Annotated in this window: 13 protein-coding genes; 5 read left to right on the forward strand and 8 right to left on the reverse strand. The window is 72.3% G+C overall.

Going from position 1 to position 12,044, the window contains the following annotated elements; genetic code table 11:
* Positions 1-576: 576 nt before the first annotated feature.
* Positions 577-1,521 carry a 2-dehydropantoate 2-reductase gene (panE, locus tag MKK67_RS03885; protein ID WP_243962332.1) on the forward strand — a complete coding sequence of 315 codons (945 nt, stop codon included), beginning with the start codon at positions 577-579 and terminating at the stop codon, positions 1,519-1,521.
* Between the two features lie 202 nt (positions 1,522-1,723).
* Here panE and MKK67_RS03890 read toward each other — a convergent pair whose 3' ends face one another.
* Positions 1,724-1,909: a hypothetical protein gene (locus MKK67_RS03890; RefSeq protein WP_243962337.1), complete on the reverse strand. Its 186-nt coding sequence runs from the start codon at positions 1,907-1,909 to the stop codon at positions 1,724-1,726.
* A 156-nt stretch (positions 1,910-2,065) separates the two neighbouring features.
* On the opposite strand from MKK67_RS03890, the gene MKK67_RS03895 reads away from it, so the two are divergent.
* Both MKK67_RS03895 and MKK67_RS03900 read left to right on the forward strand, forming a co-directional pair.
* Complete coding sequence (locus MKK67_RS03895) at positions 2,066-3,424, forward strand: RsmB/NOP family class I SAM-dependent RNA methyltransferase (protein ID WP_243962443.1); 1,359 nt, start codon at positions 2,066-2,068, stop codon at positions 3,422-3,424.
* Positions 3,425-3,554: 130 nt separating this feature from the next.
* The gene (locus MKK67_RS03900; RefSeq protein ID WP_243962338.1) at positions 3,555-4,559 is read left to right on the forward strand and encodes an alpha/beta hydrolase; all 1,005 of its coding nucleotides are present in this window, start codon (positions 3,555-3,557) and stop codon (positions 4,557-4,559) included.
* Between the two features lie 8 nt (positions 4,560-4,567).
* Here MKK67_RS03900 and MKK67_RS03905 read toward each other — a convergent pair whose 3' ends face one another.
* The 4 genes from MKK67_RS03905 to MKK67_RS03920 all read right to left on the reverse strand — a co-directional run bounded on the left by MKK67_RS03905 (position 4,568) and on the right by MKK67_RS03920 (position 8,182).
* Positions 4,568-5,800: a peptide ABC transporter permease gene (locus MKK67_RS03905; RefSeq protein ID WP_243962340.1), complete on the reverse strand. Its 1,233-nt coding sequence runs from the start codon at positions 5,798-5,800 to the stop codon at positions 4,568-4,570.
* A 106-nt stretch (positions 5,801-5,906) separates the two neighbouring features.
* Positions 5,907-6,431: a DUF2937 family protein gene (locus MKK67_RS03910; RefSeq protein WP_243962342.1), complete on the reverse strand. Its 525-nt coding sequence runs from the start codon at positions 6,429-6,431 to the stop codon at positions 5,907-5,909.
* Positions 6,432-6,497: 66 nt separating this feature from the next.
* On the reverse strand, positions 6,498-7,511 hold the full coding sequence (locus MKK67_RS03915) for a WD40 repeat domain-containing protein (RefSeq protein ID WP_243962344.1): 1,014 nt from the start codon (positions 7,509-7,511) through the stop codon (positions 6,498-6,500).
* The gene (locus tag MKK67_RS03920) at positions 7,508-8,182 is read right to left on the reverse strand and encodes a YoaK family protein (protein ID WP_243962350.1); all 675 of its coding nucleotides are present in this window, start codon (positions 8,180-8,182) and stop codon (positions 7,508-7,510) included. Before MKK67_RS03920 ends, MKK67_RS03915 begins: the two co-directional genes overlap by 4 nt.
* 207 nt (positions 8,183-8,389) lie before the next feature.
* Between MKK67_RS03920 and MKK67_RS03925 the strand changes: the two genes are divergently transcribed.
* Positions 8,390-8,824 (forward strand): response regulator, encoded by a 435-nt coding sequence (locus tag MKK67_RS03925; RefSeq protein WP_243962352.1) that lies wholly within the window; start codon positions 8,390-8,392, stop codon positions 8,822-8,824.
* A 25-nt stretch (positions 8,825-8,849) separates the two neighbouring features.
* Positions 8,850-9,248, forward strand: coding sequence for a photosystem reaction center subunit H (locus MKK67_RS03930; protein ID WP_243962354.1), 399 nt, complete (start codon positions 8,850-8,852; stop codon positions 9,246-9,248).
* 252 nt (positions 9,249-9,500) lie between these two features.
* On the opposite strand, the gene MKK67_RS03935 is transcribed toward MKK67_RS03930, so the two are convergent.
* The 3 genes from MKK67_RS03935 to MKK67_RS03945 form a co-directional block, all read right to left on the reverse strand.
* A complete protein-coding gene (locus MKK67_RS03935; RefSeq protein ID WP_243962444.1) occupies positions 9,501-10,130 on the reverse strand; it encodes a DUF2939 domain-containing protein in 630 nt (209 codons plus the stop codon).
* Between the two features lie 24 nt (positions 10,131-10,154).
* The gene (locus tag MKK67_RS03940; protein ID WP_243962356.1) at positions 10,155-10,697 is read right to left on the reverse strand and encodes an RNA pyrophosphohydrolase; all 543 of its coding nucleotides are present in this window, start codon (positions 10,695-10,697) and stop codon (positions 10,155-10,157) included.
* 64 nt (positions 10,698-10,761) lie between these two features.
* Entirely contained in the window at positions 10,762-11,997 is a 1,236-nt protein-coding gene (locus MKK67_RS03945) for a divergent polysaccharide deacetylase family protein (protein ID WP_243962358.1), read from the reverse strand.
* Positions 11,998-12,044: the final 47 nt, after the last annotated feature.

The raw sequence follows: 12,044 nt of genomic DNA on the forward strand, positions 1-12,044 counted from the left end.
AGGAGCGCGCGCAGTTCATCCGCATCACCAATGCCGGCCTGCGCGAGAGCCACGTCCACGACGTGACCATCACCCGCGAGAGCCCGAACTACCCGTCGCGGACCTGAGGCGGGGGTTTTTGCCGGCGTGACGCGCGCTCGGGCGGGTTGGCGGATTCACAGAACGCGGCCCGGACGGTTCTCGGCTGCAACAGAAGTCTCATCGCAGCAGACACGCGCCCTCCCTCCCCCCTCTGCGGGGGAGGGTGGCCCCTGCGTCAGCAGGGGTCGGGAGAGGGGAACCCGGCTTCCAGATTTGGCGGAGCAGGCGTGCGAGCCGGAGCTTCGATCTGCACCGGCGCACCCCTCTCCCGACCCCCTTCGGGGGCCACCCTCCCCCGCAGAGGGGGGAGGGAGACGCGCTTGGGTCCAGCCTTGGCCCTCATCCGGCAGCGATGCGTAAAGATCCTAGCCCAACCCACACCTTCAACGAGCGCCGTAAGGTTCCATCCCCGCCTTGACTCGGTCTTCCCGGCGACCTTCGATGGTCGAGCCCGCATGAACCGATGCGGCCGACGCCTCGTCCCGGAGACACCCAATGCGCACACTGATCGTCGGAGCCGGGGCGACCGGCGGGTATTACGGAGCGCGGCTCGCAGAATCGGGGGCCGATGTGACCTTCCTGGTCCGGCCGGCCCGGGCGGAGAAGCTCGCCGCGAACGGGCTCGTGCTTTACTCGCCGTTGGGCGACCTGCATCTGGCCGCCCCGCCCACCGTCACGGCCGACACGCTGGCGCAGGCCGGGACCTTCGATCTCGTTCTGCTGTCGTGCAAGGCCTACGACCTCGACAGCGCCATCGCCGACCTGGCGCCCGCGGTCGGGCCGCAGACCGCGATCCTGCCGGTGCTCAACGGCTTGTCCCATCTCGACGCGCTGGACGCCAGGTTCGGCGCGGAGCGGGTGCTCGGCGGCTGCTGCGCCATCGCGGCGACCCTCGCGCCGGACGGGGCGATCCGGCACATGAGCGAGCTGTGCAGCATCACCTACGGTGAGCGGGACGGGTCGCGCTCGGCCCGGATCGAGGCGATCGACGACCTGATGCGCGGCCTGAAGTTCCAGGCCCGGCTCAGCGACGTGATCCTGCTGGAGATGTGGGAGAAGTGGGTGTTCCTCGCGAGCCTCGCGGGCGCGACCACGCTGATGCGTGCCGCCGTCGGCGACATCGTATCGGCGCCCGGCGGCGCGGCCTTGATCGCCGCCCTCCACACCGAATGCACCGCGGTCGCGGCGGCGAGCGGGTTCGCGCCGCGCGGCGTCGTCGCCGAGCGGGCGCGGGCGCAGCTCACGGCCGAGGGCTCGACCTTCACCGCCTCGATGCTGCGCGACATCGAGAATGGCGGACGGATCGAGGCTGACCACGTGATCGGCGACCTGATCGCCCGTGCTGGCCAGCTCGCCCCGGAGGCAACGTTCCCGGTGCTGGAGCAGGTCTATGCCGGGCTCAAGGCCTACGAGGCTCGGCGGGCGCGGGAAGCGGCCTGAGGCGCGTCACGCACAGGTCCGGTTCTTAGCGACGACAATCCCAATAGATCCCCTCATCCTGAGGCGCGAGCGCAGCGAGCCTCGAAGGAGCCCTCCAGGGATCGCGTGGCTGGCTGGAGGCCTCCTTCGAGGGCGACGCTGCGCGCCGCCACCTCAGGATGAGGGCTTTGGGGGGATCAGCGTGTGTCCGGCGCCTCGATGCTCAATAACGACCGGGCGGCGGCGGGGGCGGGTTGCCGTATTCGAGCTGCGTCTTGGCATCCACCGGCCGGCGCGGCGGCGGGGTGAGATCGGGGGCGGCGGCCGGGGCGCTCGCGCAGGCGGCGAGGGTGGCGGCGACGAGGCCGGCAAGGATGCCGGAAAGCGTGACGCGGACGACAGAAGACATGAGCTGAGGCACTCCCGGCCATGCCCCCTTGGCGGAACGCACTGGTCCGCGACGGGAGGATGCCATACGACACGGGCCAGCCCCTGTCGCGGGACCGCCCACGATCCGGTCTGAACCGGGATCGTGCTGGAAGCTCGGCCGTACCGTGGCGGCATCGTGGGGCAAGCGTGGCCGTTTCGCGTCGGCCTCGACCCATTCAAAAGGATCCGGACCCTGACCCCCGCCGCCCGTTGCTCCGCCGCCATCGAAGTCCTGACCGATATCACGGAGCGCCGCCGCCCAGCCGCCGACGCGCTCAAGGATTGGGGCCTCGCCCACCGCTTCGCCGGCTCCGGCGACCGGGCCGGGATCGCCAGCCTGGTCTACGACGCCCTGCGTCGGCGGGCATCAGCCGCCTGGATCATGGGCTCCGAGGCGCCGCGCGCCGTGCTGATCGGCTCTCTGCGGCTGCAGCAGGGGCTCGCTGCAGCTTCCGTGGCGTCGCTGTTCTCGGGCGAGCGCTTCGCCCCCGAGCCGCTGAACGACGACGAGCGCGCGCGTCTCGAATCCGGGACGCTGGAGGAGGCCCCGCCCGAGGTGGCGGGCGATGCCCCGGCCTTCGTGCTGCCCGAGCTTCAGGCCGCTCTCGGCGACGACCTGATTCCCGAACTGAAGGCGCTCGCCCGGCGCGCGCCCCTCGACATCCGGGTCAACGCCCTGCGCGGCAGCCGCGACGACCTGATGCCGGCGCTGGAAGCCCACGGGGCCGCCCCGACACCCCATGCCCCCCTGGGCGTCCGGATCCCGATCGGCGCAGACGGCCGCGGCCCGGCGCTCCATGTCGAGGCCGAGTTCCTGGACGGCTGGTACGAGATCCAGGACGAGGGCTCGCAGCTCGCCGCCCTGCTGGCCGACCCGCAGCCGGGTGAGACCATCGTCGATCTCTGCGCCGGCGGCGGCGGCAAGGCCCTGGCACTGGCCTCCCAGACCAAGAACGGCGCCCGCCTGATCGCCACCGACGGCGATCCGCGCCGGCTCGCGCCGATCCACGAGCGCCTGCGCCGGTCTGGTGCCGAGGTCGAGGTGCGTACCCCGCGCAGCGGCAAGGCCCGGGCCGACGTGCTGGAGGATCTCGACGGCACGATCGACCGGGTGCTGGTCGATGCGCCCTGCACCGGCTCGGGGACCTGGCGGCGCAACCCGGACGCCAAGTGGCGCCTGCGCCCCGGCAGCCTCGCGCTCCGCATCGCCGAGCAGAGCCAGGTGCTCGACCGGGCGGCCAAGCTGGTCCGGCCGGGCGGGCGGATCGTCTACATCACCTGCTCGCTGCTGCCCGCGGAAAACGATGCTGCCGTGGCCGGCCTGCTGTCGCGCTGGCGCGGGCGCTTCGACGCCGTCCCGGCCGAGACCGTGCTGGCGGCCGGACCGCCGAGCCTGGCAGCCGCCGTGCGCCAGACCGCCCACGGCCTGCAGATGACCCCGCTGCGGACCGGGACCGACGGATTCTACGTCTCCGTGATCACCCGGCGCAGCTGAGACGGCGCCGCTCCGGAACCACGCCCCCGTCCCGCGACGTTGGGCGAGGGATGTGTCAGGAGATCGTCATGCCCGAACCCGTCCCCTGCGCCGTCCGGACCCGGTCCTGAGCGACGCCCGGGGTCGGTTCATGCACCTCGACCGTCGTCTCCTGCTCGCAGGCTTGAGCACCGTTCTCGGCCTGCGCGCGGCCAAGTCCCAAGACAAACCCCCGGAGCCGGCGCCGCATGAGGCGATCCGTGCCCTGCCGCGTTCCCTGCCCGGGGCCGATCTCCAGGTGATCGACCTGTGGCCCGGCGAGCCGCCGGGGGGCGGCACCGGGCCCGATTCGGACGGCTACCGCTACGTCGAGGGTGTTTCCGGCGACATCACCCGGGTGGCAAAACCCTGTCTGCTGGCGATGCGGCCGGCCAATCCCAACGGCGCGGCGATCATCGTGGCGGCCGGCGGCGGCTACCAGTTCATCGCGCTGGGCAACGAGGGCGTGCCGGTCGGGCGCGTCCTGAACGCGGCGGGCATCACGGTCTTCCTGCTGGTCTACCGCCTGCCTGCGGAGGGCTGGGGGGCGGGGCCGGATGCACCGCGCCAGGACGCGCAGCGGGCGCTGCGGCTGGTTCGGGCGCGGGGCGCGGAATACGGTATCGATCCGGCCCGGGTCGGCGTGCTCGGCTTCTCCGCGGGCGGTCACCTGATGGGCGAGACCGCGGTCGGCACCGCCAACGATCTCTACGCTCCGGTGGACGAGGCCGACGCACAGCCGGTACGGCCGATCCTGGCCGGGCTGATCTACCCGGTGATCACCATGCGCAAGCCGTTCGACCGGACCGCCACGCGGCGGATCCTGGTGGGCGACGAGGTCACCCCGTTCGAGATGAAGACCTACTCGGTGGACCTCCAGGTCGGGCCGGAGACGCCCCCGACCTTCCTGGTCCAGGCGCTCGACGATCCGGTGGCGGTAGCCGACCATCCGCTGCTGATGTTCTCGGCGCTCCGCAAGGCGCGGGTCCCGGCGGAGTTGCACCTGTTCGAGCGCGGCGGCCATGGATTCGGGCTGGGTGCCCCCGGAACGCCGGCCGCCGCCTGGCCGGGCCTGTTCCTGGCTTGGATCCGGCTGCACGGGTTCCTGCGGCCGTAGCCGCGCGATCAGTCCTCGCGCAGCCGGTGGAGCTTCGCGACCTTCGGGCGGCTGGTGCGGAACTGGCCGCGCTCCACCGCCACGAACACCACGATGGCGATGGCGATGATGCTCAGCCACCAGATCGCCGTAAGACCGACGCCGAGGCAGGCCACCGTGAAGGCGGCGGCGAAGCAGCCCATCGCCCCCGGGATCAGGGCCGGGATGTCCCGGCCGCCCCGGCGGATCGAGGCGTAGAGCGCGAAGGCGGCGGCCAGCGCGCCGACGATGCCGAGCTCGTACCAGAACTCGAACAGGGCCGTGGTCGGCGCGTTCAGCGGCAGCATTCCGACGAGGCGCCCGCGGAGCGCCGTCTCAAAGCCGTGGCCGGTGATGAGTCGCACCGGATCGGTGGTCACGACCTTCTGCCAGCTCTTCAAAGATAGCACGGCCGGCGACAGCGGCCCGAGCAGGGCGGCGCCGATCGGACGGGCCAGGAACGGCAGCAGCGGTGCTATCGCCAGGAGCGCCGCCGAGATCGTCGCGGTCAGCATCACGCCGAGCTTGGGCCGATAGCTCGTCACCGCGAAGGCTAGCGCGCCCACCGCCAGCGCGGCGATCTGCGTGGCGTCCGGCTGGACCGTCAACGCCAGGGCGACCAGCAGGGCGAGCCCCAAAGCCTCGCGGTCGCGCCGCCGGGACCGCAGCCAGGCGAGCGCCGGCCAGACCAGCAGGATCAGCAGGATCAGGCCGCGGTCGAGCGCCCCGTCATCGTCGATGCCGGGGGGCGCCAAGTGGGCGCCGAACAGCCCGAGCACGATCGCCACGATGGAACCGGCCACGACCCCGAGCGGCAGCAGGTAGAGGTTGGCCGAGCGCATCCGGTCGGGGAGGGCGAAGTAGCCGAGCAAAGCCAGCCCGATCGTCGCCGCGAGGTTGGCCAGCCGCTCCACGGCGGGCCCGAGGAACGGCGTCCAGGTCAGCGACAGCACCGACCACAGCACCACCAGCATGCCGGCCAGGAACGCCGGCGCGGTGAGCAGCCGGGACACGGCCGGGCGCACCGGGCGCTGGCGCCGGTCGATGGCGCTGGCGATGATCAGCAGCACGACGGCGATCGGTGCCAGGATCACGGTGGCCCGGCGGGCGACCTGCGCCAGCACCGGCAGGATCACGAACAGGCCGAAGAAGCCGACGCGCCGCAGCAAGGCGGCGGCATCGAGCGCCGGGTCGATCGTGGTGGGGTTCGACGCGCGCGGCATCTAGCGCCTTCTCCCGGACCGAGGCGGCCGGATCACGTTCGATACGCAAGCCCCGCGCAAGCCGCTGTAGACCCGGGGCAACACTGCGCGCCGATGCGCCGCGGGTTCAGGCGGCCCGCGTGGCCGCCCGGGGGCGTCTGCGGACCAGCCGCAGACCGACATCCGAGAGCACGCGCCAGCCGCCCCAGGCGGCCAGGAACCCGATCAGCCCCGCCGCCAGGCCATCGGCGTTGGTCGGCACCGCCGGGCTGAAATCCTGATAGGCCGCCTGCGCCACCGGCACGTCCGGGTCGCGCAGCATCGCGACGACGCGACCGAGCGGACTCGTGGCCGAGGCCAGGGCCTGTTGCTGGGAACTCAGCCGGGCGAGCCGGGCGATATCGGCCTGGGCGGCCTCGCCGCGCCGGGCCACGAGCTGGTCGGGGTTGGTGCGCAACCGGTCGACCGCGCCGTCGCGGGTGGTGCCGGTGGCCTGCGCGTCGGATTCGAGCACCGCCACCTGCCGGCGCAGCTCGTCGACCGCGCCGCCGAGGCGCTGCGCGTATTGCTGCGCGAATTCGGGAGCCTGGGCGGCGATCACGCCGCCGAGCAGGCCGAGGGCGAGGCCGAAAGTGCGGAACACGCGGAACACGTCAGACCCTCCGATTCGGATACAGGGCGCAACAGAAGAAGCATGGCTGCGGCCAAGGACCAAAAATCAGGCCGGCAGGGTCAGCAGGCCGGCCTGGCCGTCGGCGCAGCCGAACAGCATCCGGTTGCCGCGCGCGTCCCAGGCCAGCGCCGTGATGCCGCTGCCCTGCACGGCGCGCCGCACCAGCAGCTCGGAGGCGTCGGTGAAGCGGACCAGCAGGATGCAGCCATCCTCATAGCCGACCGCCAGGACCGGCGCCTTGGGGTGGAACGCCACCCGCGAGACCCGCGCCGGCCGGACGCCGCATTCCCGCGGCGCCTTGCCGGTGGGGCCTTCCTTGGAGTCGAACGGCCAGACGATCGCCGCCTCGGCGCCGCCGGTGGCGAGCCAATGCCCGTCCGACGACCACGACACCGACCGGACCTTGCCGGGATAGCCCGACATCCGCATGTGGCCGCGGTCCGGCTGGAGGCGCCAGCCGTGCAGGGCGTTCTCCTGCATGGTCGAGACCACGAACCGGCCGTCGGGTGACCATGTGACGTCGATATGCGAGCCCTTCCAGCTCACGACCTCGGCGGGGGTCTCCAGATTCGGAAACCACAGGCTGACGCCGTTGTAGTGGGCGACGCCGAGCCGGTAGCCCTTCGGGGCGAAGACCAGGCCGCGGGCGGTGGACGGGGCCGTGAAGCTCTTCTCCCGGCCCTTGGCGTCCCGGGCCACGACCGCGCGCCCCGCCGACCAGGCGACGGCGCCGTCCGGGTGCAGCGCCAGGGCGTCGATCCAGGCGCCGCCCTTGGCGACGCCGAGTTCCTGGGTCGCGCCCCCGGCCCGGATCTCGACGACGCGGCCGTCGTCACCGCCGGTGACGAGGCGGTCGGGGCTGCCGGCCGCCACCAGGATCCCGCTCTCGGGATGGGCGGCGATGCGCGTGAGATCGTCACCCTGCACCAGGGCGACGGTGCCGTCGCCGAGCGCCAGGGCCGGCGAATCCTTCAGGAACTGCGCCGCGACCACGTGGGCGCCCGCTTCCAGCGCGGCGACGTGGTCGGTGAGGGAGGGATGGCTGACGGACTCGCTCATGGTGACTCGACCTTCTTGATCCGCGGGCCGGCGCGCAGGACCAGCACCGCGGTGATGAGCGCGAGCACCCCCGAGATCGCCGCCGGCGCGACCAGGGCGTAGAGGGCGAACGCTTCGTAGGCCAGCGCCCCCAGGAGGGCGCCCAGCAGCAGGGACAACCAGACCAGCCCGTCGCCGATCCACCCGAACGGGTCACCGGTGCGGGTGAGCGCCCTGGCGATCTTCTGTCCCAGGCTGAACAAGGCCCCGGTGACGAAGGTGGTGCCGGCGCGGAACCCCTGCACCTGCGCCAGCACGGCGTTCTGCGCCCCCATGGCGACGGCCACGAAGAACGCGGCGAGCCCCAGCTCGGGCGAGGCCAGTCCCAAAGCCAGGCCGCCGAGGATCAGCAGCGATTCGTAGGCCAGCACCACCGGGGTGGTCCAGCGGGACGGCACCAGGATCGCCAGGCCGCTGCCCAGCACCGAGCCGGTGAGGAAAGCCGCGATCAGGATCGCCGGCAGCACCATGCGGGAGAACTGGGCTTCGGCGCCGAACACCGCGAGCTGGGTGGTGTTGCCGCTCATGAACGAGGTGTAGAGCCCGCCCAGCCGCACGAAGCCGAGCGCATCGACGTAGCCGGCGAGCCCCGTGAGAAGCAGGCCGGTGCCCAGCTGCCAGGACCGGTTCACGAATCCGCCCTCCGGCCGCATTCCGGTAACGCACCGTTAACCATTCCGGACGCTCCGTTCACCGGCAGCGGGGTGGGGTTAACGGCCCGTGCACCAAGTCGGAGCAATTCGATGCAATCACCGCGAACGCCGGAGCGCAGGGGCCCGTTGCTCCTTCGATCCGGCGCGGGGCTACCGCGCCCCCGCCGGGTGAGTGGGAGTTGCGTCATGATGCCGTTCGCCGCCGCCTTCGCCTGCCCGTCCATGCCCGCCCTGGACTCGGCCGCCCCGACCATCCTCGTGGTCGAGGACGAGCCGACCGTCTGCGAGCTGGCCGCCGAGGCGCTTCTCGAAGAGGGTTATCGGGTGCTCACCGCCGCGGATGCCTGGGAGGCCGAGGCGATCCTGGCGCGGGAGAGCGTGGACATGCTCTTCACCGATATCGACCTCGCCCGCAACACGAACGGCCTGGCGCTGGCGCGCCGCGCCCGGAGCGTCTGCCCGGACCTGCCCGTCATCTACACGTCCGGCGGCCGTGCTTGCCTGTCGCCCGCCGACGCCGTCTCCGAATCGGTGTTCGTCCCGAAGCCGTATCGGCCGAGCCAGCTCGTGGCCCTGACCAACGACATGCTGCGCGCCGTGCACCACCACCACCACGCCTGACCCCGGATCTCCAAGGAACCCCGCCATGCGGCGCCCGCTGATCGCCACCGGCCTCGTCCTCGCCCTCACCACCTCCGCCCTGGCGGCCCCGGCCACCTGCGACGTGAAGGGCGCCCAGATCGAGGAGGGGATCGCCGCCAAGACGGAACTGCGCAAGGACGCCAACGAACAGACGGTGCGCGACCTGCGCACGCTGCGCGACGCGGCGATCGTGCTGGAGACCTACAAGTTCCCCGGCGAGTGCGAGGTGCTGCTCGGCATCGCCAAATCGCTGCTCGCCAACCCCGACAAGACGATCGTGCAGGGCGGCAACACCGACGAGGACGAGGCGGAGAGCCTGGTCGAGGCGCGCGAGCCGAAGGCGAAGACGCCGGCAGACGAGAAGGCACCGGCCGGGAAGACGCCGGCGCCCAAGGCGAATTGAGGCGTGGGGGCAAGCTCGCGCAGCCAGGATCGACGTTTTTCCCGACATCCCACCTCATCCTGAGGTGCGCGCGCAGCAAGCCTCGAAGGAGCCCTCCAGCCAGGCGCGCGATCCCTGGAGGGCTCCTTCGAGGCCCAGCGATCTGCGATCGCCGGGCACCTCAGGATGAGGTCGCGGGTCGGAGTTCTTTAATTGGATGAATTCGTGGCGGCAGGTCGTCCTGCCGCGACCGTCACCCGCCCGAACGCAGCCCTACCGCTCCTCTCCCGCGCTCGCCCCGAGCTTCGCCCGCGCCAGCGCCCGCCCTAGCTTGGCGGCGATCCGTTCGCGCAGGATGTCGGCCATCTCGATATCGACCAGCCGCCAGCTCAGGCCCCTAAGACGCAGGCGGATTCGGGTGCGCTCGGACCGGGGAGCCTCGGGCGGGATCGGGATCACGACGGCCCGGAAGCCGCGCATTTCCAGCGCGGCGTAATAGGGCAGGAGCCGACCGACGCTGCGGATCGCCAGGCCCTCGGCCTTGAGGTCGGCGGGGCGCTCGATGTCGAGCTTGTCGGGCCAGCCGTTGTCGAGGAGGTCCATCACCGTCTCGGGCGTGACCAGGGTCTCGGCCAGCGCCAGAGCCAGTCCGTAGGCCACATCGTTGAGGCGCTGCCGGTCGCGGGGTTCGAGGTCCAGGTCGGTGTCGGAGGCGGAGCGCACCGCTCCGGTGATCTGGCGGACCAGGGACAACCGCAGCGTCCGGAAATTCACGTGGCTCTCGATATAGGCCACGTCGTGCCGGCGCACCGCCTGCGCCAGATCGTAGAGCGACCAGAGCGGGCTCACCGTAAAGGCGAGCCATGCCAGAGCGAGCGCGAGCGGGATCGCGAGCCAGCGCACCACCCTACGATCCCGTCCGAGCCATCACGGCCGCGAAGCCCAGGTTTCGAGCCCCGCGAAGGCTGCCACAACGCCTTCGTAGACCGGGCGTTTGAACGGCACGATCAAGTCCGGAAGCTCGGCGAAGCGCGCCCAGCGCCAGGCGTCGAACTCGGCCTTGTGGGCGCCGCCGCCGGGGCTCAGCACGTCGATCAGATCCTCGCTGCCGAGGAAGCCGTAGGCGAACCATTTCTGGGTCTGGCCGCGATAGCGTCCCTTCCAGGCCTGCTTCGCCACCGCCGGGGGCAGGTTGTAGGTCAGCCACTCCGGAATTTCGCCGAGCGGGCGGACCGCGTCCGGCGGCACGTTGGTCTCCTCGTAGAGTTCGCGCAGCGCCGCTACCGACGGATCCTCTCCGGGATCGATGCCGCCCTGCGGCATCTGCCACATATACGGTCCGGCGACGTGCTCCGGGCCGGCATCCTTGGTCCGGCGCCCGACGAAGACGCCCCCCGAGGGCGCGATCAGCGCGACGCCCACGCAGGGGCGGTAGGGCAGCGCGGCGCCCGAGTCGGAATCTGTGGTCATCGCGGGCGACCATAGGTCAGGGGCAAGTCGCGCGGCAACGGCGCCGGCCTCGGAAAGCGCGCGCTCAATTGGCCGTGCTAACCCGCTTCTCCACGGACCCGCGCAGGGCGACGCTCGCCGGGACCAGGCGGATGCCGCGGGTGTCGAGATCCTTGGCCCAGCGGGCGATCCGGTCGACGCTGAGCGCCGCGCCGCCGGCCGAGACCAGGGCGAAGCCGGTGGCGCGGGCCTTCGCCTCCGCTTGAGCCAGCGCGGAGTCGATGGCGTCGGCGCGGGGCACGGCGTCGAGGACGATCTCAGCCCGGGCGACCGGGGTGCGGGTCTTGTTGGTCAACGCCGGTTTCGGGCCGGTGCCGTCGTCAAGGTAGCCGAGGCCGCGGGCGCCGATCTCGCGCAGGACCGGCTCGAAGGCCGGGTCAGCCATCATCTTGGCGCCCATGAAGTTCGCCACGCCGACATAGCCCGGGAAGCGGGCGAGCGACCAGGCGAGGCGGTCGGCATTCTCCAGGCCCTTCAGGGCGGTGAGCAGGGTCTGCGGGCCGGGATCGCTGTCGGGATAATCGAAGGGCTCCATCGGCAGCTGGAGGAAGACCTCGTGGCCGGCGTCGCGGGCGCGGGCGGCCGAGCGCTCGGCCTCGGCGCCATAGGGCAGGAAGGCGAGGCTCACGGCCTGGGGAAGGCGCACGGTCGCGCCGGCGGTAGCGGCCTGGCCGACGCCGAGGCCGGTGACCAGGATCGCGATCCGGGGGCCGGTGCCGGGCTCCTCGGCCCGGGCGTAGACGTCGAGGGGGCGGACCCGGCCTTCGCCGAGCTTCGGCATCGTGCCGTGGCGGCCCTGCTCGCTGATGCGCGGGTCCGGCGCGGGGCTGAGCCGGGGCATGTTGGCCGGCGGCACGCGGATCACGACGGCCTCGCTCGGGCCCGAACCCGGCGGCCGCACCACCGTCACGCCGGAGGCGGTCTCGATCTCCTCGGCGCTGCGCTGCTGCGCCCCGCCCGCGTTGACCACCACCGTGCCCTGCGGTTCCGGGATGGCCGCCACCGGGGCGGGAGCGGGCCGCGACGGGGGCTCGCGCATCGTGATCGCGACTTCCACGCGCGGCTCGCCGCCCTGGGGGTCGCCCAGCGCCAGCACGAGCCCGCAGGCCGCCAGCAACCCGCCGGCGATCACGCCCGCGGCCACCTTCGGCTGGCGCAGCGGCGCGACGAGGCGCCCGAACCGGCCCAGGGGCTGCTCCGGCGCCTGCGCCTCCGGCACCCCGAGGGGGCGCGTGAGGATATCGTCGGTGGGTTCGGTCAAGCGGCACTCGATGCGGAGTCGCGTCCCACGCCCGATAGCAGCGGCGC

It is taken from the genome of Methylobacterium sp. J-072, from assembly GCF_022829425.1.
GTDB lineage: Bacteria > Pseudomonadota > Alphaproteobacteria > Rhizobiales > Beijerinckiaceae > Methylobacterium.

Excerpts from the sequence above, each read along its gene's own strand:
- panE (WP_243962332.1), top strand. The coding sequence starts at position 577 with ATGCGCACACTGATCGTCGGAGCCGGGGCGACCGGCGGGTATTACGGA.
- MKK67_RS03890 (WP_243962337.1), bottom strand. The coding sequence starts at position 1,909 with ATGTCTTCTGTCGTCCGCGTCACGCTTTCCGGCATCCTTGCCGGCCTC.
- MKK67_RS03900 (WP_243962338.1), top strand. The coding sequence starts at position 3,555 with ATGCACCTCGACCGTCGTCTCCTGCTCGCAGGCTTGAGCACCGTTCTC.
- MKK67_RS03905 (WP_243962340.1), bottom strand. The coding sequence starts at position 5,800 with ATGCCGCGCGCGTCGAACCCCACCACGATCGACCCGGCGCTCGATGCC.
- MKK67_RS03915 (WP_243962344.1), bottom strand. The coding sequence starts at position 7,511 with ATGAGCGAGTCCGTCAGCCATCCCTCCCTCACCGACCACGTCGCCGCG.
- MKK67_RS03925 (WP_243962352.1), top strand. The coding sequence starts at position 8,390 with ATGATGCCGTTCGCCGCCGCCTTCGCCTGCCCGTCCATGCCCGCCCTG.
- MKK67_RS03930 (WP_243962354.1), top strand. The coding sequence starts at position 8,850 with ATGCGGCGCCCGCTGATCGCCACCGGCCTCGTCCTCGCCCTCACCACC.
- MKK67_RS03940 (WP_243962356.1), bottom strand. The coding sequence starts at position 10,697 with ATGACCACAGATTCCGACTCGGGCGCCGCGCTGCCCTACCGCCCCTGC.